We start from the raw sequence: 22,835 nt of genomic DNA on the forward strand, positions 1-22,835 counted from the left end.
GACATGTCGGAAGAAGTCCTGCAACAGGCGTCCCCGGGCTTGATCCCGGGGTCGGGCACAGCGCGCGCCGCGAAACCGACGCGCCTGTCGCCGTCCTTCATCTCCTGGCTTCAGGCCGGGCCGATGATGCTGGTGTTTCTCGCCTTCTTCCTCATTCCGCTGGTGTTCGTCGTCATCGTCTCGTTCTGGGACTACAACGAATACCAGTTGCTGCCGGCCTTCTCGGGCCGCGGCTACACCGACACGTTCGAAGGCTGCATCGCGCAGCTCCCCGATCTCTGCACGATCGGCAAGACATATGTGAAGACGCTGAAGCTCTGCTTCATGGTCTGGGCGATCACGCTTTTCATCGGCTTCTGGGTCGCCTACTTCCTCGCCTTCCACGTCAAGTCGAAGACCTGGCAGATGGGATTGTCACTGCTCTGCACGATCCCGTTTTGGACCTCCAACGTGATCCGCATGATCGCCTGGATTCCGCTGCTCGGGCGCAACGGCCTCGTCAATTCCGGCCTGGTCAAGACCGGTCTGATCAACCATCCGCTGGAATGGCTGCTGTTCTCCGAATTCTCCGTGGTGCTGGCGCTGGTGCACCTCTTCACCTTCTTCATGGTGGTGCCGATCTTCAACTCGATGATCCGCATCGACAAGTCGCTGATCGAGGCCGCCTATGACGCCGGTGCCACCGGCTTCCAAACGCTGGTCAACGTCATCATCCCGCTCGCCAAGCCGGGCATCGTGATCGGCTCGATCTTCGTCATCACCATCGTGATGGGCGATTTCATCACCATCGGCGTCATGGGGGGCCAGCAGATCGCGGCGGCCGGCAAGATCATTGAGACGCGGGTGAACGCGCTGCAATTCCCCGCGGCAGCGGCCAATGCCGTGATCCTGCTCGTCATCACCTTCCTGATCATCACCATGATGTCGCGGATCGTCGACATCAAGAAGGAGCTCTAGAGCATGAAGGAAGGACGCCCGCGCTCGTTCTACGTGCTCGCGATCTTCTTCGCGGGCTATGTGCTGTTCCTCTACGGCCCGATGATCGCGATCTACGTGCTGTCGTTCCAGGGACCGCAGGGCGGCCTCACCTTCCCGATGAACGGCGTGTCGACCTTCTGGATCGCAAAATTGTTCCAGGGCACCGGCATCGTCGATCTCGGCGCGGCCTTCCGCCGCTCGCTGCTGCTCGGCATCATCGTGATGATCGTCACCGTCGTGCTGTCGGTCGCCGCCGGCATGGCCTTCCGCCGCAGATTCAAAGCGCAGAGCCTCCTGTTCTATTCGGCGATCGCGAGCCTGATCGTTCCCTCGATCATCACCTCGCTCGGCATCTCCCTCGAATTCCGCATCATCGACGATCTGATCAAGGCGCATTGGAACGAGAACTTCGAGACGTCGATGGGCTTGCTGACCTCGGGGCTCGGCGCGCATCTGACCTGGACGCTGCCGTTCGGCCTGCTCATCATGTTCGCGATCTTCAACCGCTTCGACCCGCGTCTCGAGGAAGCCGCGCGCGATCTCGGCGCGACGCCGTGGCAGACGTTCCGCCATGTCGTGCTGCCGATCATCCTGCCGTCGGTGATCGGCATCGGCCTGTTCGGCTTCACGCTGTCCTGGGACGAGCTCGCCCGCTCCAGTCAGGCGATCGGGGCGGTGAATACATTGCCGCTCGATCTGCAAGGCCTCACCACCACGGTGACGAATCCCGACATCTATGCGCTCGGCACCGTGATCTCGGCGGTGTCGTTCACCGTGATCACGCTTGCGCTCGGCACCATCCACATGCTCAACAAGCGCCAGGCGGCCAAGGGTTCGGACGCCGGTAAAGGGCTTGTTTGACAAGGGACTTGTCTGATCCGATGCGGCTGCACGTCGTCAATCCCAACACCACCGCATCGATGACGGCGAAGATCGCCGCCGCGGCGCGTGCGGTCGCGTTATCCGGCACGGTGATCGATGCGCGCCAGCCGGCGATGGGCCCGGTCTCGATCGAGGGATTTTACGACGAAGCCTTCGCCGTGCCCGGCATGCTCGGCTGCATCCGCGAGGCCGACCGCGACGGTGCCGAGGCCCATATCATCGCCTGCTTCGACGACACCGGCCTGGATGCCGCCCGCGCCGTTGCCAAGGCGCCGGTGATCGGCATCGGCGAGGCCGGCTTCCACATGGCGAGCCTGGTCGCGGCGCGCTTTGCCGTGGTGACGACGCTCAGTGTCTCCATCGTGCCGATCGAGCATAATTTGGGGAAATACGGCCTCGCCGATCGCTGCGCCCGCGTCCGCGCCGCCGAAGTCCCGGTGCTTGCATTGGAGGAGCGCAACACCGATGCGCTCGCAAAGATCTCCGCCGAGATCGCGGCTGCAATCCGCGACGACCGCGCTGAGGCGATCGTGCTCGGCTGCGCCGGCATGGCCGATCTCGCCGCCGAGCTTGCCGCCACCCACGGCCTGCCCGTGATCGACGGCGTCGCCGCCGCAGTGACGCTGGCGGAATCATTGGTGCGGCTGGGGCTGAAGACCTCCCGGCTCGGCCCCTATGCGGCGCCGCGGCCGAAGACCTATTCCGGGCCGTTTTCGCCGTTCCAGCCGGAAGGCTAGCTCACGACCGTTCGCTCCGTCTAAAATGGTTCGGCGGCCCGCTCTCAACGATCGCGGGCCGCCGATGGTCGATTGCGCGAGATCACATCGCCCTACTCGGTCTGCTCCACCGCAGCGGGCATCTTCGCGACCGACATCAGGGATCGCGCGACCTGGTTGAGCAGCTGATCTGCGTTCTCCTCTTCGGCCAGCGACTTCGACAGCAAAGCGACGATGGCGCTGTGGCGCAGCTGTTGGGCGAGGTTGCGCGCAGTGGTGTAGCCGGCGATCTCGTAATGCTCGACTCGCTGCGCCGCGCCGATCAAGGCGAGGTCGGCGGCTGCATCCTCCTTCTTTTCGCCCTCGTCGATGATCTCCTGCCCTTCTTCGACGAGGCCCATCATGCCCTTGCAAGGCTTGGCCCGCGGCGTCTTGCCGAGTAGCTCAAAGCATTCGTTGATGCGCTCGATTTGGGTCTCGGTCTCGCCGAGATGCATCTCGAACAGCTCACGCAATTGATCGAAACGCGCAGCTTCCACCATTTTCGGCAGCGCCTTGGTCAGTTGCTTCTCGGCATGAAGGATATCGCGCAGCTCGTCGAGCAGGAGGTCGCCGAGCCCGGCTTCGTCCATCGGTGGCGAACTCTCGGTCACGATGGCGGTCGCAGGTCCAGGCTCGCCGGCCTGGATCGCGGGAGATTCCGTGAAGACCCAGTCGCCGCCCTCGTTCCAGGGGCCGCGGGTGTCGATCTCGCCGTGATCGCCGGCTCCCGTCGAATCGTTGAAGAACTGGTTGACCAGGCCCGGCGTCGGCGCAATGCGGCCGATGCTGAAGGCGGGCTTGCCCATGCTTTCGAGCGCCAGTGCAAACGCCTTCATATGGGTGATTTCGCGGGTCATCAGGAATTGCAGGGCATCCTTGGTGCCGGCATCGTCACAGAAATTGATCAGCCGCTCGTAGACGATCTTGGCACGCGCCTCCGCCGCGATGTTGCTGCGCAGATCGACATCCAGCTCCCCGGTGATCTTCAGATAGTCGGCAGTCCAGGCGTTGCCTTGCGAATTGAACAGATTGACGCCGCCGCCTCCGGCGATCGCGATCAGCGGATCGGCTTCCGCCGCCTGACGGTCGAATTTCGACGGCTTCAGATGCATGCGCGCCAATGTGCCGACGACTTCGAGATGGCTCAACTCCTCCGTTCCGATGTCCATCAACAGATCCTTGCGGTCAGGATCTTCGCAGTTGAGGCCCTGAATGGAGTATTGCATGGCAGCGGCCAGCTCGCCGTTGGCGCCGCCGAACTGTTCTAGCAGCATGTTGCCGAAGCGAGGGTCCGGCTCGTCGACGCGAACGGTGAACATCAGTTTCTTGACGTGGTGATACATAGGGGAAAGGCCTCGGGCTTGGGGACAGATCGATTCCCGAACGGATGCATGTCGCGGTTGTTCCTATCGCGATGGCTAAGCCTCATCGCCGCGGCGACGCGCGCCGAGCTGCCTTGCCATGCACATGGAGGAAGGCAGACCGGATCAAGGATGTTGCGACGGTCACGCGCGAAGGTGCGCGACTTGTTCGGCTTGGCTCGCAGGAAAGAGAGGCGTCGCTTCCTTCGCTGCCCGCTCGACCGCCGATCCGCCCGCGCGGCCGCGCGGCGCGGCTTGCCGGCGTAGCCGGCCAAAACCTCGCCGGGACGCCTGTCCGTATTTTTACGGAGCCTGCCTTAGGTGACCGCGGCCGTCCGGCCGAACGGACTGGATCGGTTACCTTTTTCGCCTTTAGCCTCTTTTTGGTCCCATTCGTTGCCGAAACGTAACGCTTTCGGGACGCCCCGGCGGCCTTAGGGCTGCCGGTCTTCGCCACTCACCAAGTTTCAATTTGGGTTTTGTCAGCGATGATCGATCTCGCACAGGACGCACCGTCCAACCCCCTTCTTCGTCTCGGCGCCCAGCCCATCGCGCTGACCGCCGCAGCGCTCCTGCTCCTGATCGCCGGGGTCACCTCGATCGCGATCTGGCGCGCCTATACCGGCGCCGCACCCGAAACCGACCGGGTGGTGGCATCACGGCAGCTCCAGGCCCGGGCCGCACAGGCCTCCGAGCAGCTCGTCGAGAAGACCAAGGGGCTGGAGGCGACCCAGCAGGAATCGATCGATCAGCTCCAGGTGGTGCAGGATCAGCTCCAGACCATGAAGCGGCTGATGGCGGCGCAGCAGGCCGACACCAAGCGCCTGTCCGAGCAGGTCGCGACGCTGAACGAGTCCATCGACGGCCTGCGGCAGTCGTTCGCCAGCGCACGCGCAACCGACGTCGAAGCACCGACGGTTACCCGCAGGAAACCGGTGCGGCACCGCGTCCATGCCAGCGCGCGCAAGCGCTCGCGCGGCTAAGCAATTCACGACGACGGGACTAATTTTTTCGACTTGTGAACTGGATCACATTCGCCCGTGTGATTCCGCGCGATGCTCGCGGTTACCGGATGGCGTGAGCCGATTTCAATGTCCGGGGCTGGCAAGGTCGTTGACGGTATACTGCGTCAACGGCCTTGTTTTTTTGTCGGTTGGCCTCTCGTCGAGGAGGCTATTCGCAGACATCCACGCGGCGGTATCGCCATCCAGCCGGCGTCATCACACGCTTCCGCACGACGTAGCAGCCACCATAGCCACCGTTGTAGTCGTCGTAGCCGGTATCATAATAGTAGGAGCCGCCGTAGGGATAGCCGTAGCCGTAATAGCCGCCGTAGTAGCCGGCGCCGGCAATGCCCGCCCCGATCGCGACTCCAGGCCAGAAGCCGCCGCCATGCCAATGGCCGCCATGACCCCAGCCACCATAGCCCCAGCCACCACCGCCATGCCCCCAACCGCCATGTCCGAATCCCCGCGCCTCAGCCGCATGCGGCATCGACAGCCCGACCGCCGCGACGGTCAGCGCCGCCATCATCATCCTGCGTAACATCACTCGATCCTCCGCGTGGACACGCTCCACGCTTCAAAGCAGGACCAAGCTAGCGTCACTTAGGCATTCCGGACAGCCACACTGCCTCACTTCCGCGCGAGCATTCAGCAGCCGCGGCAGATGCTCTTGAGCTTCTTGTCGAGCATGCGATTCTCGGCATTGACGGCGGCATCAGCCGAGCCGCCTGTGCCGCTGCCGGTGGTGACTCCGGCGCCCGCGCCGGACGATTGAGCCGTGCCCAGGCTGTTGGTGCCGGGCGGTGGCGCGGGCGCGTTGGCAACACCTCCGGTCGCCCCCGCAGAGCCACCCGTCGATCCGGCAGACCCGCCGGCCGCCTGCGCGAAGGCGACCGCCGGCATCGCCGCGAGCGCGAAGATCAGGATCGTGATTTTGCTTGAAACGGCGAAGGGCGCTGCGGCCATCGAAGCTCTCCTTTAGCGGTCAACCGCCGCGGCATAGTCCAGTTCCGGAACAAATGCCGTCACATCAGCTTGAAAGCCGGGAGGCAAGACCGACAATGACCGATCGCGATCCCTTTGCAGAGGGCGAACGCGCCGCGCGCGAGAACATTCCGGCCGAGGCCAATCCCTATCTCGACGGCAGCGACGAGCATGCGCTGTGGGCCGCCGGCCATGAGAAAGCCGCAGGCGCAATCGAAGCAGGCGAATCCGAAGGGCGCTGACGCGCCGCTCGCATTTGCTGCCGGCAGCTATGCCGCCGCCGCCGCCTTCTCGGTGCGGTCCTCGACCATGGTCACGAACATGTGGGACTCTTCGCTGGCGCCGCCCACCTGGATCCGGCGAGCGCAAATGACGCGGCGCCCGCGTGCGGGATTGTCGATGGTGTCGACGATCGGCTCGAGCTGCTGCTTCTGCGCGAGCAGTTGCTGGTCGCGCCGCTCGATCAGTTCAGCCGCCTCTGCGGAGAACAATTCCCGCGCGGTCTTGCCGATGATCTCGCCGCGCGTCATGCCGATCATCTTCTCGGCGGCCTTGTTGACGAAAACGTAGCGCAAATTGCGCGCATCCTTGGCGATGATGCCCTCGGCGACGTTCTCGATGATGGTGGCGAGGAAGCGCTCCATCCGTTCCAGAATGCGCTCGTGCTGGCGCTGTGCAGTGACGTCCTCCTGCACCGAAACCCAGCCGCCGCCATCCATCGGACGCTCGTAGATCTTGATGGTGCGGCCGTCGTTGAGGGAAATCTCGTAGGCCGCCGGCTCGCGCCTGGCGATCCGGCCGAGAACCGCCGCGACATATTTCTCGACGTCGCCGTTGAACAGCCCGCTCTTGACCCGGTGCTGGAGGATTTCCTCGAGGGTGGATCCGGCCTGGATCGTCTCGGGCAGATTGTAGATCTGCCGGTAGTTCGAATTCATCGCCACCACGTTGGCCTTGCCGTCGAGCATGATCAGGCCCTGCGGCATGCTGTTGATCGCCGCCGAGAGCTGCCACTTCTTGGCCTGGTACTTGTCGTTGAAATTATCGCGCTCGGTCCTCGCGGCGTCGCGCGCCTGGGCGGTACCGAGCTCGAGCTCCTCGAGCTGGAAGATGCGTGCGACGGCATCGCGGAAGTTCTGCACGGCGCGCGCCAGACGTCCGATCTCGTCGTGACGGCCGAGATGCGGCACCTCGCTCTTGACGTCACCGGCTGCGATCCGGTCGGTGGCCTGCGTAATATCGGCCAGCGCGCCGACCACGGAGCCCCGCATGACGACGACGTTCAGACCTGCGAACATCAGCGCCGCGAGCCCGAGCGCGAACAGATAGGCCGCCGCGTAACGGTTTTCGTTGGCGAGTGCGTCCGCCTCGCGGGCGCGCTGCTGATAGATGCGCTCGAGCGCCTCGACATCGCTGTTGAGTTGACTGCGCACCTTCCGGTTGGCGTTGTTGTCGCCCCATTCGCGCGCCGCCGCGGAGCTGATCTCCACGCCACGCCGCACCAGCTCCTGGCGGAACTCGATGAACTGCGTGATGCGCTGGCGGAAGCTCGCGAACAGCTCGGCATCATCATTGCCGACGGTGCGCTCCATGCTCTTCACGGCCTCGGCCAGCTCGCGGTTGCGCCGGGTCAGCCCGTCCGCGTAGGGCATCATCGCACGACGATCGGTGGACATGTAGATGCCGCGTGATTCCATCACGATGGCGTAGATCAGCGCATTGATGCGCCCGACGCTGATCGCCGCCTCGGCGGACGAGGCGTGCATGTGACGATAGGTCGTCTGCAACCGCACCGACTGGACCGACATCACCAGGAGGAAAGTGGTGACGATCGCGAGGAAGGCGGCAATGCTGTAGACCTTCTCCGCAACGGTCAGCGTGTCGGTGCCGCGCGCGAACCTCACGAATTTCTTCAATAGATTGGTTCCGGCACCAAAGCCGGATTCCAGCGCCGTCGCATTCATGGCGCCGCTCCTCCTGGTTGAAAACGCTCGATGATAAGCGTGATCGCGCTAGCGGAGGATTAAAGTACCTAGCTGTATTTTTACGGTACGGAACCGGTCCCGCGCCGGGTCCCGGCCGGCAGCGCGGGCTGCTCAACCGATCCGTTTCAGGCCGTTCTTGAAGCGCGGACCGTTGGCGACGTAGAACCTCGCCGCGCTTCCCATCTTCTGCACCTGGGCGTCGTCGAGCGTGCGGATCACGCGCGCCGGCGAGCCGATGATCAGGGAACGTTCGGGAAATTCCTTGCCCTCGGTGATGACGGAACCGGCACCGACGATGCTGTTGCGGCCGATCCTGGCGCCGTTCATCACGATCGAGCCCATGCCGATCAGGGCACCCTCCTCGACGGTGCAGCCGTGCAGGATGACGTTGTGGCCGACCGTGCAGTTCCGGCCGATGTGAAGCGGAAAGCCGAGATCGGTGTGGCAGGTCGAGCCGTCCTGCACATTGGCGCCCTCCCCGATCTCGATCCACTCATTGTCGCCGCGCAGCACGGCGCCGAACCAGACGCTCGCGCCCGGTTTCAGGCGAACCCGGCCGATCACGGTCGCGGTCTCCGCGATGAAGTAATTGCCGTCGGCGGGAAGGTCGGGCGCCTGCCCGTCGAGCTCGTAGATCGCCATGGAGGTCTCCTGTCACGTCGACTTCAGCCATAGCGAAACGGCGGCGAAGAGGCAAAGGAACCGGGCAGCTCGCCGATCCGGCCGGGCCTCAGCCCAGAACGCCGGCGGCGCGCAGCGTCATCAGGAAGAAGGTGCCGCTCATCATGCTCCAGAAGCCGGCGATGAGGGTTGCCATCATCACGAACTCGGCACGGCGGCTTTCCACCCGCATGCCGCGCAGCGTGTTGCGCATGATGATGAAGGGCGCGGCGAACACCAGGAACGGCACGGCCGCGAAGGTCTTGGGCGCCACGCCGTCCTGCAACAGGCCGAAGCCGGCGGGCCGCTGCGCGAGCGCCTGGTATCCGTTCACGAGCGCGCCCGCGAGCGCGAAACCAATGCAGATCGAGAACAAGGTATTGAAAGCTTCAGGTGTCATCGGAACGGTCCGCCCTTACGCAACGCCACCGCCTTCCTGTGACAAATAGGGCTGGTTAACGCTACATTATCCTTAAGGGAAGGTTAACACCGCTGCCCCTCAGACGCAGGGGCCGTCCCGTTCCCTGCGGCCGCGAACGCTGCGCGAAATCGCCGCCGCATGGCATATTCGCCGCTGATTCGTCGGCCACCGGCCGACATCCGGCTCTCTTGCGCTAGCTCATGACGGTGTTTTCCGAAGCTCCCCTCAGGTCCCCCCGCACGCATGCCAGGACGCATGTCGTCCCGATCGTGCTCGGCGGCATTGCCGCGGCATGCGCTGTCGCGCTCGTCGCCTATCTACTGTGGCCGACCTGGGGCGCGGGCGGCGCGAACGCCCCGGACAAACTGCCGGTGAGCGTCGGCGGCACGCTGTTCAACCTGCCGACGACGGCGATCCGCATGAAGATCCAGCGGCACTCCGGACCGCAGGAGCGCATCGATCTCGACTTCCTCTATCCCTCGCTGGAGCCGCCCGGCGCGCCCAAGCACGTCACCGCCGACACGGTGGAAGCGGCAGTGCATTCGATCGATCGCATCTTCCTGTCGATCGCAGCCCATCACGATGCGCTCTCGCCCGAGCAGCGGACCGCAACGATCTATCCGCGCTATCTCGACCAGGCCGCGGCCCAGCCCGTGGACGGCCTGACCATGCGGATGTTCCGCGCTGATACGCCTTACGGCAGCGAGGATCTCTATTCCGCGGCAAGCCCGGCACTGACCGCGCGCTGCACCCGCGATGCGGCGACGCCGGGCATGTGCCTGTCCGAACGCCGCGTCGGCGGCGCCGACCTCACCTTCCGCTTTCCGCGCAGCTGGCTGTCGCAATGGCACGACGTGGCGGAGGCGATGGAGAAGCTGACCGCGCAGCTGCGCGGGCCGAAGGGGTAAGCGGTCCGCCCAAAACAAAAAACACGAAAACAACCCCATGCACAGTAGCAAGTGCTTGGCGTTCTTCGTATTTTTCGAAGGCGATTTGCGGCAATAACGGCGCGGAAGGAGCGCGCCTCAATCTCGATGCGTGCCCCGGACGCAGCGCAACGTCGCTTCGACGGTGCGCCGCTGGGCCGGGGCCCATGGGCACGCAATGACGGCGTTGAAAACTATTCCTGATCGACCAGATCGTCCTCGAGGATCGCCATCTGGAACTGGAAAGAGCGATCATCGTCCTCGTCGTCGACGAAGAGGACGCCGATGAATTCCTCGCCGATATAGACTTCGGCGGAATCGTCTTTCTTCGGCCGCGGCACGACGCGGATCTTGGGATTGCCGAATACGCGTTTCAGATACGCATCTAACTTTCTGACTTCTTTGACGTCCACGGCAAGTCTCCGATCGAAAATGGCTGGCCGCGTTTTAGGACGAGACGCGACGAACCGCCAGCATGATTTGCCAAAGAATTTGGGGAGGAAAAGGGCCGGAAAACCGGCCCTTACATCAAGGGCCCTCTCAAAGCCCCATGGCGTTGATCATCTGATCCATCGTGCGCGACGGCTCGGCGCAGCCAGCTTCACCGACGATCTTGGCCGGCACGCCCGCGACCGTGACGTTGTGCGGCACCGGCTTGACCACGACCGAGCCGGCGGCGATGCGCGCGCAATGGCCGATCTCGATGTTGCCGAGGATTTTTGCGCCGGCGCCGATCAGCACGCCGTGGCGGATCTTGGGATGACGGTCCTCATTCTCCTTGCCGGTGCCGCCGAGCGTGACGCCGTGCAGGATCGAGACGTCGTCCTCGATGATCGCCGTCTCGCCGCAGACGAAGCCGGTGGCGTGGTCGAGGAAGATGCCGCGGCCGATGCGCGCGGCGGGATTGATGTCGGTCTGGAACACCGCGGAGGCGCGGCTCTGCAGATAATATGAGAAGTCCTTGCGGCCCTTCAGGTAGAGCCAATGCGCGAGGCGATGGGTCTGGATCGCGTGAAAGCCCTTGAAGTAGAGCAAGGGATCGATGAAGCGGGAAGTCGCGGGATCGCGGTCGTAGACGGCAACGAGATCAGCGCGGAAGGCGTTGCCAAGATCGGGATCGTCGCGCAGGGCATCCATATAGGCCTGGCGCACCAGATCGCCCGACAGCGCGGAATGATCGAGCCGTTCGGCGACGCGGTGGACCACCGAATCTTCCAGGCGGCTGTGATGCAGCACCGACGAATAGATGAAGGTCGCAAGCTCCGGCTCGCGACGGACGATGTCCTCCGCTTCGCCCCGGATCCGGTCCCAGATCGGATCGAGCGATGCGAGCTTTCCGCCGGGATTGACCTGATGCACTGCCATGGATTTGCTCTCTGGGATGCGCTTTCGAATGGGCCCGTTTGACCGGCTCTATAGCATAGTCTAGGCGGCAAAGTCCTGACCGGCTTGCCTGAGAGTGAACAGCACCTTGCCCCGCGAAAGCAGACCAAGACGTTGAAACACAACGGCTTCTTCTGACGCCCCCAAGCGGCGAGGTCGGCTCAAGGTGGTCAGAGTTTTGCCAAATTCAAGCCGGGCGGCGTCAAACTATTGGTGAATTCTCTGCCAACCGTTATTGCGGGCATGGTCGGCAAGCGAGGACGGGGCCGGATTTGAGCATCACCACTGATCAATTGCGCGCGCGCGCCGCAGGTGCGCCTTGGCTGCGTCTGGCGGCGGTGGCCCTGCCCCTGCTGATGATCGCGCCGGCGTTCTGGAACGGCTATCCGCTGTTGCAATGGGATACCGGCGGCTATCTGGCGCGCTGGTACGAGGGCTATCTCGTCCCCAGCCGCTCCACGGTGTTCGGGCTCTATCTGCACTACGGCGAGAGCTTTGGTTTCTGGATCAACCTCGCGGTCCAGTCGCTGGCGACGCTGTGGCTGCTGCAGCTCACACTGCGCGTGCTCTCGATGATGCAGACCTTCCGCTTCGTCGCGATCAGCCTCGGGCTGATCGTGTCGACCGCGCTGCCCTGGCTTGCGAGCATGCTGCTCACCGATATCTTTGCCGGGCTCTCGGTGCTCTCGCTGTTTCTGCTGATTGTGGGCGCAAGCCGCACCTCGGCGCTGGAAAAGATCGCGCTGTTCGTCTTCACCGCCTTTGCCGCTGCGACCCACAGCGCCACGCTCGGCGTGCTGCTCGGGCTTTGCGTCGCGGGCTGGATGGCACGGCCGTTTCTGAAGGGGCGCCTTCCGCTCGCTGGCCTGACGCAGGCGAGCCTCACCATTGTTGCGGGCGCGGTGATGCTGGTCTCGGCGAATTATGCATTGTCCGGCAAGGTCGCTTGGACGCCCGGCGGCTACGGCGTCGCCTTCGGCCGCATGATGCAGGACGGTATCGTCGCGCGTTACCTGAACGACCACTGCCCGCGCGAGCGCTACAAGCTGTGCCCGTATCGCAATGAGCTGCCGGCGACCGCCGACGAGTTCCTGTGGGGCAACAGCATGTTCAACGCGCTCGGCCGTTTCGATGGGCTGAACGACGAGATGGGCTACATCGTCGTGCAGTCGCTGAGGGAATATCCGGCCTGGCAGGCCGGCGCGGCGCTGCGGGCGATGGGCCAGCAATTGCTGCATGTCGCGACCGGCGAAGGCACCAATGGCTGGATCCCGCACACCCGCGGCATCATCGAGCGCTACGTTCCCGCGCAAGCCGCGCCGATGCGCGCGGCGCGACAGCAGAACTGGCAGCTCGACTTCACCGCGATCAACTGGCTTCACGTGCCGGTGGCGCTGGCCTCGATGCTGGCGCTGCTCGCACTGCTCGGCCATGCGCTCGCGAACCGCAAGCTCGACGACCTGACGCTGCTGGCAGCCACCGTGACACTAGCCCTGCTCGGCAACGCCTTCATCTGCGCCGTCATCTCCGGCCCCCACGACCGCTACGGCGCAAGGATGGTGTGGGTGGCGACCTTCGTGGTGTTGGTGGCGGTGGGGCGGCGGTTTGGGGAGGACGTTAAAGGGCGGTGAGATTGGGGTGAGGTTCGTCGCGCCCGGCTTCGTCCGGGCAGCGATCGCTGTCATCTACAGGGCCCTAGAACTGACTTGGTGTTCAAAAGCCAGTCGCGTCGGCAAGGAACCGGTGTCCCATAACGACCACTGGCGGACTCCAGGCACTCTCGATCGACGCGCTTGCACCTCTGCTCGCGTCCCCGAAGCAGACATTGTCAGCGCGGAAGCCTTGGATATGCTGCAACATTGGCTGCAGATGGGACCACGACCTTGAACCCGGACAATCGCCATTTTGCGCTGGAGACCGACCCTCCACTTGTGGTCGCTTCGATGCCTTACACCCAACGGCACCGAGCGATGGCGCTCGGTCTTGTGGTCAGTATCCTGGTCGTTTCATCGTTTCTGGCTCCGTTCGCCAATCAACAAATTGGCAGAGTAGACAGCTTTTTGCCGGTCGTTCAGACGGTCATGGCTACAGCTGACCTGCTGACGGCGACCCTCTTATTCGCTCAGTATTCAGTGCAGCCGCACCGAGCCCTTCTGATCGTCGCGAGCGGATACATCTGCGCAGGCTCGTTTGCCTTTCTGCAGACTCTGAGTTTTCCAGGCAGTTATGCACCAAACGGGCTCATAGGTGACGTCTACAACACGCCGGCTTGGTTCTTCGTACTTTGGTACACCACCTTTCCGTTGAGCATCCTTTTCTATGCGCTGCTGAAAGACAAAGGAAGGATGTCGCAGGGGTCGACGACGGCAAACATCGCAATCACGCTGTCGATCGTATTCGTGTTGATAGCCCTGCCGTCGTGGCTGGTGATAGACGGCACTGAGTATCTGCCGCAGTTCTTTACGACAGGTCTCATGCGACAGACGCGCCTCAGCAATCAATTCAACATAGGCCTCACGATATTGGCAGGCTTCGTACTCCTGATACTCTTTGTCCGAAGGCGCACGGTGCTCGACTTGTGGCTGATGGTCACTGTATTCGCGGCCCTTCCCAATTTCCTGGTGGCGGCATACGCCGGCTCGTCTCGATTTTCCGTAGGTTGGTACACCGCTCGCGGGTTTGCGCTCATCGCAAGTGTTACTCTGCTGTCCGTATTGGTCGCAGAAATGACCATGCTTTATTCGAGATTGGCCAGCGCTCTGATGATGCAGCTGCGAGAGCGCACCAATCGCTTCGTGAGCATAGATGCAGCCACCGCAGCGATAGCCCATGAAGTCAGGTCACCCTTGGGGTCAATCACATTAAACGCCGACACTGCTCAGCAGGTCCTTGGTGCAAAACCTCTCCGGCTCGAAGAGCTCAGTGCCATTCTTAAGGATATTGTGGAAGCCAGCCTGAGAGTTGACAACACGATCACAAGCATTCGTGGACTGTTCAAGCACGCAACCGACAAACCGGTCACGATCAACGTCGAGAACGTAGCGCGGCAGGTGTTACGCCTGCTGCAGCATGAGCTGCAATTCAATGGAGTGCTTGTCGTAACTGACTTCGAGGATGGAGCGCCTCTCGTAAGAGCCGACCCGGTACAGTTGCAGCAGGTGATTCTGAACTTGATCAAGAATGCCATCGAGGCCATGGCTTCCATGCCACGCGATAGCCGCAGACTGAATATTGGCGCTCGGGTCGCGCAAGATTCATTTGTTCTCTTGTCGATCCAGGATTCTGGTACCGGCGTGCCGCTTCTTGATCGGGACCGCGTATTTGAAGCGTTCTATACGACCAAATCGGCGGGCATGGGCTTGGGACTAGCGATATCCCGCACGATTATCGAGAGATATGGAGGCCGCCTGGTCCTGGGCGATACGGGACCTGAGGGATCAACGTTCGAGATCGCCCTGCCTATTGCAAAGGGCGGCTAGGCCGCGACTACGCCACATCAAACCGCGCCACATGGCTTTTGGCCCGCCGCGGCCGTGGTGAGGTCGTGCCGCGACGATGCTCGGCATTGTCATTGCAGTCTCACATCGCCTTGGCGAGCGCGATCAGCCGGAAATCTTCGAGCGCCGCATGACGGTGCGGAGCGACTTCGCGCCGGTAGGTCTCGGTTTCGACGATCGCGCGGAAGGTGGCGAAATCGCCGTATTCATTGATCGCGGCTTCGTCCCAGCGTTCGCTTGGCGAGCCGACGAGGCTCGCCAGGACCGGGACTGAAAACATCCGCACGAGCGGCTTGCCGACTGCAAGACGGCGGAATGCCGGCCTGTAGCGTTCATTAAAGGCTTCGCGGCCCGAGCAAGGCGCGGCGTCGAATCCGTCCTCGTAATGCGCCTGCGTGCGATAGCGCAGCAGATTGAGCATGTAGAACGGCTGGCCGGGTGGGATAGCCCGCTCGGCGGCGTCGAGGGCTTGCAGGGTGATTTCGATGAGGTTCATGGGACTTCCCGCGTTTCCAGCCGCAGAATGCGCGCTGACGCCCCCGAATTAGCTGTCCGGAAACGGCCCTTGTAGTGACGGCACAGCCATGACTATGTGGACTACATGTCCACAACAACTTTGCCTCCCGATCTCTCGCGTCTCCTCGCCTTCGTCCGCGTCGTCGAGGCGGGCTCCTTCGCCGAAGCCGCGCGGCGGGCGGGGACGACCACTTCGGCAATGTCCAAGGCGGTCGCCCGCTTCGAAAAGGCCCACGGGTTGCGGCTCTTGCATCGCTCCACCCATTCGTTGGCGCTGACCGAAGAGGGCGACAGGCTGATGACGGCAGGACGCGCGTTGGTCGAAAGTCTCGCCCGTGTCCAATCCGCGCTCGGCGAAGTCGCGCGCGGCGATTGCGGACGGGTGCGCGTGACCGCCCCCGCCTCGTTCGCGCGCGCCTGTATTCTGCCGCGACTGCCCGCGTTCCTGCGGGAACGCCCGGAAATCGAGATCGAGGTCAAATTCCGCAACGAGATTCTCGATCTCGCGGGGGAAGGCGTCGACGTCGCGATCCGCTCGGGGCCGCTCGACCGCACGCCCGGCCATCAGGCGCGGCGGCTTTGCACATTCTCCTGGATCGCTTGCGCCTCGCCTGCCTATCTGAAGGCGCGCGGCGCGCCAGCGACGCCTGACGAGCTTTCCGCGCATGACCACGTCGGCTTCCGCAATCCCGCGAGCGGTCAGATCCTGACCTGGCGCTTCGCCGACCCGCGCGGCAAAGCACCCATTCGCATCGCGCCCAGGCCCAAGCACATTTGCGACGACGCGCACGCTTCGCTCGCTTTGGTCGCGAATGGGTTCGGGGTCGGCTGGGGGCCGGCGTGGCTCGTCAACGAAGACCTTCGCTCCGGCCGACTGGTCGAAGTGCTGGCGCCCTGGCGCGCGCCTGGGGAACCGCTATGGATGCTGCGCGCTTCCGGCCGCCGCCCGCCCCTGCGCACACAGCGCGTCATGTCGTTCCTCACCACGCTTCCCGCCGCGTTCAGCGACAAGGCGGGGTGAAGCATCGGCCGTCACCGAAAATCCGGGCGCCAGGCAACCGAGCTCCAGGTCTCACGGACTTGTCGGCGAAGACCTTCCTGGCCCTTTGCCGGCTCAGCCGCGGCGCGAGAGAAAATCCAGCACGCCCGTCTTGTAGACCTTGTCGCCGACCGCGCGCATGTGGTCGCGATTGGGAATGTCCAGCACTTCAGAGCCGGGGATGATGGCACCGAGCGCGCTGGCACTTCCTGCGACGTCGTCGGTCGAGCCGACCGCGATCAGCACGGGCACGTCGATACGCGCGGCTTCTTGCCTCGTCATGAGATCTCGCGTGCCGCGCAGGCAGGCGGCGAGCGCGCGGCGGTCGGAGCGGGTCTGGTCGGCAAAGGCGCGAAAGGTGCGGCCGACGGGATCGGTGACGTCGTCGAGCCCTGGTGCTTCCAGTGCCTTGGCGACGTTCTCGCCGGGACCAGTGCCCTCGATCAAGCCGCCGATGCCGATGCCGCCGAGGATCGCCGAGCGCAGGCGCTGCGGTTCGTTGAGACCGAGCCAGGCCGCCATCCGCCCGCCCATCGAATAGCCCATGATGTCGGCCTGCGGGATGGCGAGATGATCCATCAGCGCCAGCACGTCGCCGGCCATCACGGGTATGGAATATTGCGCGGGCTCGTAGAGCTTGGCGCTGTCGCCATGGCCGCGATTGTCGAGCGCGATGACGCGGCGGCCGTTCTTGCGCAGCTCGGAGACCCAGGTCGGATAGACCCAGTTGACGTTCTTGCTCGAGGCAAAGCCGTGCACCAGGATGATCGGATCGCCCTCGCCTTCGTCGAGATAGGCAATTTCAACGGCGCCGTTGTGAAAGCTCGGCATCATCAGTTCCGCAGGTCGTTGTGGGGAGTGATCGGTCTTAGAGCACGATCCGGAAAACTGTGCAGCGGTTTTCCGGCAACATCATGCTCAAACAATAATCGAAAGCTTCAGGCCGTCGCGGCCGCACCGGCCAGAGCGGCCTCCGGGGCGATCCGGGCCCGGCGGAGCCGCCGGGCACGTCTGCGATCGCACCAAGCCTGGGTCAGGCGCTCGGTGGTCGCCTTGATCGAGGACAACAGGCCGAACAGCGTCAGCGCCGCGCCGAGCAGCCACATCGTCAGATCGAACGCGCCGCCGATCAGCAGCAGCGCGCCGCGGCCGAGCAGCTTCATGATCGCGCGCGTCTTTCCGCCCTGCGCCTCCGCAAGCCGCGCCGCGCGCGCGACGTCCTTCGGGCCTTCGGCGATGCGCAGAGTATCCATGGCGCCGCGCGTCCCGGTCTTCCCGGCGACGCGCGTGACGTCCTTGCCGAGCCGGACCAGCGCGCCGGCCTTCTCGGCCCGGAACGCAGCCTTGATTGCGCTGACGGTCTCGCCGGGGCGGAACACGGAACCCTTGGCCACGGCATTCTGCAGCATCGGCGTGTCGACGACCTCACGCGCGGAACGGCCGGCCCAGACGGCGAGCCCCTCGCCGAGCCGTCCGACCTTCCGTGCATCCTTCACCAGTGTCAGTCCGGCGCGCACGGGCGCAGCGCCACCGACGGACACATAGGTTGCCGCAGTCACCGCAAGGCCGGCGGCCGCGAGGCCGAGCACCAGACGATCGGTATCCTCGCCCATGGCGAGGTGCTTGCCCTCACGGACGACATCCCGGATGTCGCCGATGACGAAGAGGTCGCCGGCCACTGTTCCGGACAGGCTCGCCACGTCGTCGGCATTGCCGGTGACGAGGCCGGTCGCGAAGCGCTTCGCAAAATGCGAGGTCGAATTCTCGGCTTTGACCGCATCGCCGACGCGGCTCAGGAGATCGTCCGGCAGCGCGATGTTGCGGTCGCGCGCGAGCGTGACGAAACTGTCGGCGAGATCGGCGTCCCCTGCTGCGAGCGCGGCCTCGATGTTGTCCTGAACCAGACGGTCGTTCTGCCGCAGCACTTGATCGAGCTTCAGCTCGGACAGCACGGCCGGGTCATCCTGGGCTGCGAGGATCGCGCCGGCCTCACGGGCGTGCGGCGCTACCTGTACGAGCATGAAGCCGCAGGCCGCGATACCCGTCAACGCTGTCGTGATTCGCAGCCACTTCATGTGGAAAGTCCGGACGGTCCCTGAAATCGTTTGCGCCTGATGATTCGTCTTTGATCGCAATTGCGCTCGTCCACAGACATAGTATGCCAAAATTGCGACACAACGTCCCCGACGAAAGAAGGGCTTCTCTCAGGCCCCAAGATTGTGTCGAATTTGCATGAGCAAATGAGCATGGGGCAATTGCGGACCTTTCGGTTCCGCTGGACTAGCAATCATCTGCACCCGCCAGTATGGTCCGCGGCGCCTTAAAGATGCCGCGTCAGTTTTTGATTGTGTCTGCCGCCATTGCTACTCCAGGATGAACTACGATGTCCGACCATGTCGTCCCGCACTTCCACAACGATGCCGGTGTCCCCGTCATCGAGATCGGCTCGAAAGAGTTCATGTGCGTGGGCGCCAATCCTCCGTTCGACCATCCGCACGTCTTCCTCGACCTCGGCAACGACAACGAGATCATCTGCCCCTATTGCTCGACGCTGTACCGCTTCGCGGCCGACCTGAAGGCGGGTGAAGCCCGCCCGCCGGAATGCGTCCTGAAGGACAAGGTGGCCTGACCGTCTTCATCGGTCAGGGGTGGCGCTCTCCCGAACGATTGTCATCGCCGGTGCCGGCATCGGTGGACTGACGGCCGCGCTTGCGCTCGCGGCCCGCGGCTTCCGCATCGTCGTGCTGGAAAAGGCCGAACGCCTCGAGGAAGTCGGCGCCGGCCTGCAGCTCTCTCCCAATGCCAGCCGCGTGCTGGTCGAGCTCGGGCTCACCGAACGTCTCAAGCTGCGCGCCGTCACCCCGGAAGCGGTCTCGATCATGAGCGCGCGGGCCGGCGGCGAGCTGCTACGCATGCCGCTCGGCGAAACAGCCTCGCTGCGGGCCGGCGCCCCCTATTGGGTGGTGCACCGCGCCGACCTGCAATCGGCGCTATCCGGCGCCGTCGCCGATCATCCCGATATCGACCTGAAGCTGGGCGCGACCTTCGAGGACGTCGCGCCTCACGCCAAGGGACTGACGGTGGTCCATCGCAGCGGCACGATCCGCCGCAGCGATCTCGCCAGCGCGCTGATCGGCGCCGACGGCATCTGGTCGACGGTCCGCCAGCATCTGTTTCCCGAGGTGCAGCCGCGCTTCTCCGGGCTTATCGCCTGGCGCGGCACGCTCGATGCCACGCAGCTGCCGAAGGGCTACACCGCGCGCCGGGTGCAGCTCTGGATGGGCCCGAACGCCCATCTCGTCGCCTATCCGATCGCCGGCGGACAGCAGATCAACGTGGTCGCGGTGCTGCCGGGCACCTGGAACAGGCCGGGCTGGAGCACGCCTGGGGATCCCCTTGAGGTGATGGACGCCTTCGCCGGCCCACGCTGGCCGCCGGCGGCGCGCATGATGCTCGCCACGGTCGACAGCTGGCGGAAATGGGCGCTGTTCGGCGTGCCCGACGGCTGCCCCTGGAGCAAAGGGCCGGTGGCCCTGCTCGGCGATTCCGTGCATGCGATGCTGCCGTTCGCAGCGCAAGGAGCGGGCATGGCGATCGAGGATGCCGCGGTGCTCGCCCGCCATCTGAGCCTCGAGGCCGCCGAGAGCACCGCGGGCATCAGCGCTGCGCTGAAGCAATACGGCCGCGCGCGCGAGGCGCGGGTGCGCCGGGTGCAGCGGACCGCGCGGCAGCAGGGCCGCATCTATCATTTCAGTGGACCGCTTGCGGCCGCGCGCGACCTCGCGATCCGCGCGCTCGGCCCGGACCGTATGCTGGCACGGCAGGACTGGATCTACAGCTGGCGGCCCTGATGCGAAGCGCCCGCCGGCGGCATCGCCTCAGCGGGCCGCTTTGCCGGATCTCGACGCGGGCTTGACCGGGGCCGCGGGCGACGACGATGCGGCAGCCGGCAGCTCCTCGGGCGTCTCCCGGCACCTGTTGCGGCGCCAGCCGTCCTCGGCCAATTGTGCCTGCCCGCGCACCGCGATGTAGTCGTTGCGATAAGCGAGCTCGGACACGACGGCGCCTCCGGCTCCGGTCTGGGCCTTGTCCATCAGCCTCTGCAACTCGTCAGTCCGCTTGGCGAGCGCCTTGCGCTCCCCCTCCAGCTGCTTGCAGTCGTACAGATCATATTTGGCGGGATCGGCAAAGGCCGGTGCGACCGTCTCGCTCATGCTGGCGCAGCCGGACAGCGCGGCGGCGGCCGCAAGCAGCGCGAGGAGCGCGCCGGAGCCGCGCAGGGAAGAGGAAAACGAAGCAGCCATGCCGGATGAATAGTCCCCGTGGATTGAGAATGCCTAAAGCAGCACCAGATGTCCGGATTGAGGTTTTGCCTTGTGCGCCCGGCTCGCTTAAGGAAGAACCGTCCCCCGGTCACGCAAAGCGCCAATTCCAGACGGCCGGAGCTGGACTTAAGTGTTTGATCTCGTTGGATCAAGCGGGCATGGCGGAATTGGTAGACGCAAGGGACTTAAAATCCCTCGGTGCGCAAGCGCTGTGCCGGTTCGACCCCGGCTGCCCGCACCAGCGAGATGCTCGCACCGCCGCCTCCGCAAGCGGGACGGCAGCCATGACGCGCGCCGCGCACGCAATCGTTCGTTTACCAAGCATCCCTTCCGCGTGGGAAACCCGAGCGGCGCCCCTGGCCTTTACTCCACTTTAGATCGTCTTCCCCTAAAGCGGGCGATGTCTGCCCCGTCGATGCAGACCCAGGGACATGCAGGGCCTGGAGCGGCTGGCTGCGATGGTGAGAGCTCCGATGGACGCGCGCGAGGATTGGTCCCGGTCCAGGATGAGCCGATCGCGAGCGGCGTCCGCGGCTCCCCTCCACGGGGTCGAGGTCTACGTCTTCCTGATCGCCTTCCTGTCGGTATTTTACCTGTCGAACGGACCGCTGCTGCTCGGCCATTATGATCTCGGCTGGCACCTCGCCGCCGGAGACCTGATCAGGCAGCGGGGCGAGGTGCCCTTCCAGGATCCGTGGTCGTTCACCGCCGGCGACAAGCAATGGTACAATCTGTCCTGGCTCTGGGACGTGATGGCCAGCGCGCTGTATCAGCAGGCCGGCTTTGCCGGCATCGTCCTCATGGTCGTCGCCTGCGGCGCGGTCATTGCCGGCTACCTCGCCTTTTGCGGCTTGAGCAGCGGCGCGTCCGCGCCGGCGGTTTGCATCGCCGTGTTCGCCGCGTGCCTGCTCTACCCCTGCTACGAAGCCTCGCCCAACATGTATCTGGCGGCATCGCCGAACATCGCGACCATGTTGTTCGCCGTGGTCCTTTACGGCGAATGCATGCGGCGGCGTTGGTTCCTGTTGCCGCCGATGATGATCGCCTGGGTCAATCTGCATGGCGGCTTCGTGCTCGCCTTTCCGATTCTCGGCGTCTTCTGTTGCGCCGCCTTGCTGCGGCGGGACTGGACAGGCCTTCGCAACTATTGCCTGGCGGGCGTCGGGTGCCTCATCGCGATCCTCGTCAATCCCCTGGGATGGCATGTCTATGACGGCGTGACGGCGACGCTCGGGCATTTCGTCCAGGCCGATATCAGCGAATGGCGATCCTATTTTCACAATGTGGAGCTGCCGGGGAGCCTTCCCGGCATCGCCTATGCGCTGACATTCGCTGCCCTAGAGCTGCGAGACCGCAACGCCACGCGCGTTCCCCTCGAGGCCCGCGTGCTGGCGTGGCTCTTTCTGTTTCTGGGCCTCTATCAGTTCAGATACACCGCGTTCTTCTTCATCTTCTCGAGCGTGCCGATGGCGCTTCACATCGACCGGCTGCTGCCGAAGCGCCGCAGCTTCGAGATCCGACGCGCGATGCTGGCGGCCGGCCTCGTCGGCGTCTTGTTGCTGCCATTCACGTTCATGCAGGTGAGACCGGCGCTGGCATTGCCCGACATGCTCTCGGACGCGGATGCCCGCTATCTCCAGGCGCACACCTCGCGCGGGCACCTGCTGAACCACTGGAACGTCGGCGGGCTCCTGATCTTCAGAACGCAGGGCTCAGTGCCCCTCTTCGTCGACGGCCGGGCGGCGACCGCCTATCCCGACGAGCTGCTGCGGGACTATCTCAGGCTGGTCCGGCGGGACATCGACGCGGCGACCTGGGACAAGGTGCTCAGCAAGTACAAGATCGACGCGGTGCTCTGGATCAGAGCACATGACCAGCTGCGGCACTTCCTGGTCGGCGAGCGAGGCTGGAAAGAGGAATATACCGGCGGGTATGTCAGCCTCTACACAAGGCCAGAGGCCGCTTCCAGGTAACGTCAGGGTGCCCGGCATGGGCGGCGGTTTCCGGCGAACCCCGCCCGGCCGCGCGGGGCCGGCGCCTCACCAATTCTTGTTCGCCCCTGCCCCGCCTGCCAGCCATCCCGAAACATGGGTTGTGCAACGCAGCATGAAAGACC

Annotated in this window: 24 protein-coding genes and 1 tRNA gene; 13 read left to right on the plus strand and 12 right to left on the minus strand. The window is 64.3% G+C overall.

Annotated features, from left to right (window positions below):
• Positions 1-3: 3 nt before the first annotated feature.
• The 3 genes from AC0WRY_RS22470 to AC0WRY_RS22480 are packed head-to-tail and all read left to right on the plus strand — an operon-like array spanning position 4 to position 2,597.
• Complete coding sequence (locus AC0WRY_RS22470; RefSeq protein WP_194403000.1) at positions 4-957, plus strand: ABC transporter permease; 954 nt, start codon at positions 4-6, stop codon at positions 955-957.
• Between the two features lie 3 nt (positions 958-960).
• Positions 961-1,839, plus strand: a complete 879-nt coding sequence (locus AC0WRY_RS22475; protein ID WP_194403001.1) for an ABC transporter permease — start codon at positions 961-963, stop codon at positions 1,837-1,839.
• 20 nt (positions 1,840-1,859) lie between these two features.
• Entirely contained in the window at positions 1,860-2,597 is a 738-nt protein-coding gene (locus tag AC0WRY_RS22480) for an aspartate/glutamate racemase family protein (RefSeq protein WP_194408375.1), read from the plus strand.
• Between the two features lie 92 nt (positions 2,598-2,689).
• On the opposite strand, the gene AC0WRY_RS22485 is transcribed toward AC0WRY_RS22480, so the two are convergent.
• Positions 2,690-3,961, minus strand: a complete 1,272-nt coding sequence (locus AC0WRY_RS22485) for a DUF892 family protein (protein WP_194403002.1) — start codon at positions 3,959-3,961, stop codon at positions 2,690-2,692.
• A 506-nt stretch (positions 3,962-4,467) separates the two neighbouring features.
• On the opposite strand from AC0WRY_RS22485, the gene AC0WRY_RS22490 reads away from it, so the two are divergent.
• Positions 4,468-4,962, plus strand: a complete 495-nt coding sequence (locus tag AC0WRY_RS22490; protein ID WP_194403003.1) for a hypothetical protein — start codon at positions 4,468-4,470, stop codon at positions 4,960-4,962.
• 190 nt (positions 4,963-5,152) lie between these two features.
• Here AC0WRY_RS22490 and AC0WRY_RS22495 read toward each other — a convergent pair whose 3' ends face one another.
• Positions 5,153-5,527 (minus strand): hypothetical protein, encoded by a 375-nt coding sequence (locus AC0WRY_RS22495; protein ID WP_194403004.1) that lies wholly within the window; start codon positions 5,525-5,527, stop codon positions 5,153-5,155.
• A gap of 104 nt (positions 5,528-5,631) precedes the next feature.
• Positions 5,632-5,949 carry a hypothetical protein gene (locus AC0WRY_RS22500; protein ID WP_194403005.1) on the minus strand — a complete coding sequence of 106 codons (318 nt, stop codon included), beginning with the start codon at positions 5,947-5,949 and terminating at the stop codon, positions 5,632-5,634.
• Between the two features lie 95 nt (positions 5,950-6,044).
• Between AC0WRY_RS22500 and AC0WRY_RS22505 the strand changes: the two genes are divergently transcribed.
• Positions 6,045-6,209 carry a hypothetical protein gene (locus AC0WRY_RS22505; protein ID WP_194403006.1) on the plus strand — a complete coding sequence of 55 codons (165 nt, stop codon included), beginning with the start codon at positions 6,045-6,047 and terminating at the stop codon, positions 6,207-6,209.
• A 27-nt stretch (positions 6,210-6,236) separates the two neighbouring features.
• Here the strand turns inward: AC0WRY_RS22505 and AC0WRY_RS22510 are convergent, their stop codons facing one another.
• The 3 genes from AC0WRY_RS22510 to AC0WRY_RS22520 all read right to left on the minus strand — a co-directional run bounded on the left by AC0WRY_RS22510 (position 6,237) and on the right by AC0WRY_RS22520 (position 9,012).
• Positions 6,237-7,931 (minus strand): PAS-domain containing protein, encoded by a 1,695-nt coding sequence (locus AC0WRY_RS22510; protein ID WP_194403007.1) that lies wholly within the window; start codon positions 7,929-7,931, stop codon positions 6,237-6,239.
• 132 nt (positions 7,932-8,063) lie between these two features.
• Positions 8,064-8,594, minus strand: a complete 531-nt coding sequence (locus AC0WRY_RS22515) for a gamma carbonic anhydrase family protein (RefSeq protein ID WP_194403008.1) — start codon at positions 8,592-8,594, stop codon at positions 8,064-8,066.
• Positions 8,595-8,682: 88 nt separating this feature from the next.
• The gene (locus AC0WRY_RS22520) at positions 8,683-9,012 is read right to left on the minus strand and encodes a DUF6949 family protein (RefSeq protein WP_063195224.1); all 330 of its coding nucleotides are present in this window, start codon (positions 9,010-9,012) and stop codon (positions 8,683-8,685) included.
• A gap of 221 nt (positions 9,013-9,233) precedes the next feature.
• Between AC0WRY_RS22520 and AC0WRY_RS22525 the strand changes: the two genes are divergently transcribed.
• Positions 9,234-9,941, plus strand: a complete 708-nt coding sequence (locus tag AC0WRY_RS22525) for a hypothetical protein (RefSeq protein ID WP_194403009.1) — start codon at positions 9,234-9,236, stop codon at positions 9,939-9,941.
• Positions 9,942-10,153: 212 nt separating this feature from the next.
• On the opposite strand, the gene AC0WRY_RS22530 is transcribed toward AC0WRY_RS22525, so the two are convergent.
• Positions 10,154-10,372: a DUF3126 family protein gene (locus tag AC0WRY_RS22530; RefSeq protein ID WP_007602550.1), complete on the minus strand. Its 219-nt coding sequence runs from the start codon at positions 10,370-10,372 to the stop codon at positions 10,154-10,156.
• Positions 10,373-10,499: 127 nt separating this feature from the next.
• A complete protein-coding gene (gene cysE, locus AC0WRY_RS22535) occupies positions 10,500-11,324 on the minus strand; it encodes a serine O-acetyltransferase (protein WP_194403010.1) in 825 nt (274 codons plus the stop codon).
• 290 nt (positions 11,325-11,614) lie between these two features.
• Here cysE and AC0WRY_RS22540 point away from each other — a divergent pair, with 290 nt between their 5' ends.
• Both AC0WRY_RS22540 and AC0WRY_RS22545 read left to right on the plus strand, forming a co-directional pair.
• Positions 11,615-12,973 (plus strand): hypothetical protein, encoded by a 1,359-nt coding sequence (locus AC0WRY_RS22540; RefSeq protein ID WP_194403011.1) that lies wholly within the window; start codon positions 11,615-11,617, stop codon positions 12,971-12,973.
• Positions 12,974-13,225: 252 nt separating this feature from the next.
• Positions 13,226-14,821 (plus strand): sensor histidine kinase, encoded by a 1,596-nt coding sequence (locus AC0WRY_RS22545; protein ID WP_194403012.1) that lies wholly within the window; start codon positions 13,226-13,228, stop codon positions 14,819-14,821.
• Between the two features lie 100 nt (positions 14,822-14,921).
• On the opposite strand, the gene AC0WRY_RS22550 is transcribed toward AC0WRY_RS22545, so the two are convergent.
• Positions 14,922-15,335, minus strand: a complete 414-nt coding sequence (locus AC0WRY_RS22550) for a hypothetical protein (RefSeq protein WP_491120933.1) — start codon at positions 15,333-15,335, stop codon at positions 14,922-14,924.
• Between the two features lie 105 nt (positions 15,336-15,440).
• Between AC0WRY_RS22550 and AC0WRY_RS22555 the strand changes: the two genes are divergently transcribed.
• Positions 15,441-16,376, plus strand: a complete 936-nt coding sequence (locus tag AC0WRY_RS22555) for a LysR family transcriptional regulator (RefSeq protein WP_212068198.1) — start codon at positions 15,441-15,443, stop codon at positions 16,374-16,376.
• Between the two features lie 93 nt (positions 16,377-16,469).
• Here the strand turns inward: AC0WRY_RS22555 and AC0WRY_RS22560 are convergent, their stop codons facing one another.
• The gene (locus AC0WRY_RS22560; protein ID WP_194403015.1) at positions 16,470-17,225 is read right to left on the minus strand and encodes an alpha/beta fold hydrolase; all 756 of its coding nucleotides are present in this window, start codon (positions 17,223-17,225) and stop codon (positions 16,470-16,472) included.
• Between the two features lie 107 nt (positions 17,226-17,332).
• A complete protein-coding gene (locus AC0WRY_RS22565) occupies positions 17,333-18,469 on the minus strand; it encodes a hypothetical protein (RefSeq protein WP_194403016.1) in 1,137 nt (378 codons plus the stop codon).
• A 308-nt stretch (positions 18,470-18,777) separates the two neighbouring features.
• On the opposite strand from AC0WRY_RS22565, the gene AC0WRY_RS22570 reads away from it, so the two are divergent.
• Positions 18,778-19,023, plus strand: a complete 246-nt coding sequence (locus AC0WRY_RS22570; RefSeq protein WP_194403017.1) for a zinc-finger domain-containing protein — start codon at positions 18,778-18,780, stop codon at positions 19,021-19,023.
• Between the two features lie 19 nt (positions 19,024-19,042).
• A complete protein-coding gene (locus tag AC0WRY_RS22575; RefSeq protein WP_491120936.1) occupies positions 19,043-20,245 on the plus strand; it encodes an FAD-dependent monooxygenase in 1,203 nt (400 codons plus the stop codon).
• A gap of 27 nt (positions 20,246-20,272) precedes the next feature.
• Here the strand turns inward: AC0WRY_RS22575 and AC0WRY_RS22580 are convergent, their stop codons facing one another.
• The gene (locus tag AC0WRY_RS22580) at positions 20,273-20,698 is read right to left on the minus strand and encodes a twin-arginine translocation pathway signal (RefSeq protein ID WP_212068201.1); all 426 of its coding nucleotides are present in this window, start codon (positions 20,696-20,698) and stop codon (positions 20,273-20,275) included.
• A 173-nt stretch (positions 20,699-20,871) separates the two neighbouring features.
• Between AC0WRY_RS22580 and AC0WRY_RS22585 the strand changes: the two genes are divergently transcribed.
• Positions 20,872-20,960: transfer RNA gene (locus AC0WRY_RS22585), tRNA-Leu, on the plus strand.
• A 265-nt stretch (positions 20,961-21,225) separates the two neighbouring features.
• Positions 21,226-22,692, plus strand: coding sequence for a hypothetical protein (locus tag AC0WRY_RS22590; RefSeq protein ID WP_249132124.1), 1,467 nt, complete (start codon positions 21,226-21,228; stop codon positions 22,690-22,692).
• The last annotated feature ends 143 nt before the right edge of the window (positions 22,693-22,835 follow it).

It is taken from the genome of Bradyrhizobium sp. T-12 (assembly GCF_058314695.1).

Bases quoted from the DNA above. Each gene is read 5' to 3' on its own strand.
- AC0WRY_RS22555 (WP_212068198.1), top strand. From the start codon at position 15,441: ATGTCCACAACAACTTTGCCTCCCGATCTCTCGCGTCTCCTCGCCTTC.
- AC0WRY_RS22565 (WP_194403016.1), bottom strand. From the start codon at position 18,469: ATGAAGTGGCTGCGAATCACGACAGCGTTGACGGGTATCGCGGCCTGC.
- AC0WRY_RS22480 (WP_194408375.1), top strand. From the start codon at position 1,860: ATGCGGCTGCACGTCGTCAATCCCAACACCACCGCATCGATGACGGCG.
- AC0WRY_RS22560 (WP_194403015.1), bottom strand. From the start codon at position 17,225: ATGCCGAGCTTTCACAACGGCGCCGTTGAAATTGCCTATCTCGACGAA.
- AC0WRY_RS22505 (WP_194403006.1), top strand. From the start codon at position 6,045: ATGACCGATCGCGATCCCTTTGCAGAGGGCGAACGCGCCGCGCGCGAG.
- AC0WRY_RS22580 (WP_212068201.1), bottom strand. From the start codon at position 20,698: ATGGCTGCTTCGTTTTCCTCTTCCCTGCGCGGCTCCGGCGCGCTCCTC.
- AC0WRY_RS22490 (WP_194403003.1), top strand. From the start codon at position 4,468: ATGATCGATCTCGCACAGGACGCACCGTCCAACCCCCTTCTTCGTCTC.
- AC0WRY_RS22570 (WP_194403017.1), top strand. From the start codon at position 18,778: ATGTCCGACCATGTCGTCCCGCACTTCCACAACGATGCCGGTGTCCCC.
- AC0WRY_RS22550 (WP_491120933.1), bottom strand. From the start codon at position 15,335: ATGAACCTCATCGAAATCACCCTGCAAGCCCTCGACGCCGCCGAGCGG.
- AC0WRY_RS22510 (WP_194403007.1), bottom strand. From the start codon at position 7,931: ATGAATGCGACGGCGCTGGAATCCGGCTTTGGTGCCGGAACCAATCTA.
- AC0WRY_RS22485 (WP_194403002.1), bottom strand. From the start codon at position 3,961: ATGTATCACCACGTCAAGAAACTGATGTTCACCGTTCGCGTCGACGAG.
- AC0WRY_RS22500 (WP_194403005.1), bottom strand. From the start codon at position 5,949: ATGGCCGCAGCGCCCTTCGCCGTTTCAAGCAAAATCACGATCCTGATC.
- AC0WRY_RS22525 (WP_194403009.1), top strand. From the start codon at position 9,234: ATGACGGTGTTTTCCGAAGCTCCCCTCAGGTCCCCCCGCACGCATGCC.
- AC0WRY_RS22520 (WP_063195224.1), bottom strand. From the start codon at position 9,012: ATGACACCTGAAGCTTTCAATACCTTGTTCTCGATCTGCATTGGTTTC.
- AC0WRY_RS22470 (WP_194403000.1), top strand. From the start codon at position 4: ATGTCGGAAGAAGTCCTGCAACAGGCGTCCCCGGGCTTGATCCCGGGG.
- cysE (WP_194403010.1), bottom strand. From the start codon at position 11,324: ATGGCAGTGCATCAGGTCAATCCCGGCGGAAAGCTCGCATCGCTCGAT.
- AC0WRY_RS22515 (WP_194403008.1), bottom strand. From the start codon at position 8,594: ATGGCGATCTACGAGCTCGACGGGCAGGCGCCCGACCTTCCCGCCGAC.
- AC0WRY_RS22590 (WP_249132124.1), top strand. From the start codon at position 21,226: ATGAGCCGATCGCGAGCGGCGTCCGCGGCTCCCCTCCACGGGGTCGAG.
- AC0WRY_RS22475 (WP_194403001.1), top strand. From the start codon at position 961: ATGAAGGAAGGACGCCCGCGCTCGTTCTACGTGCTCGCGATCTTCTTC.
- AC0WRY_RS22495 (WP_194403004.1), bottom strand. From the start codon at position 5,527: ATGTTACGCAGGATGATGATGGCGGCGCTGACCGTCGCGGCGGTCGGG.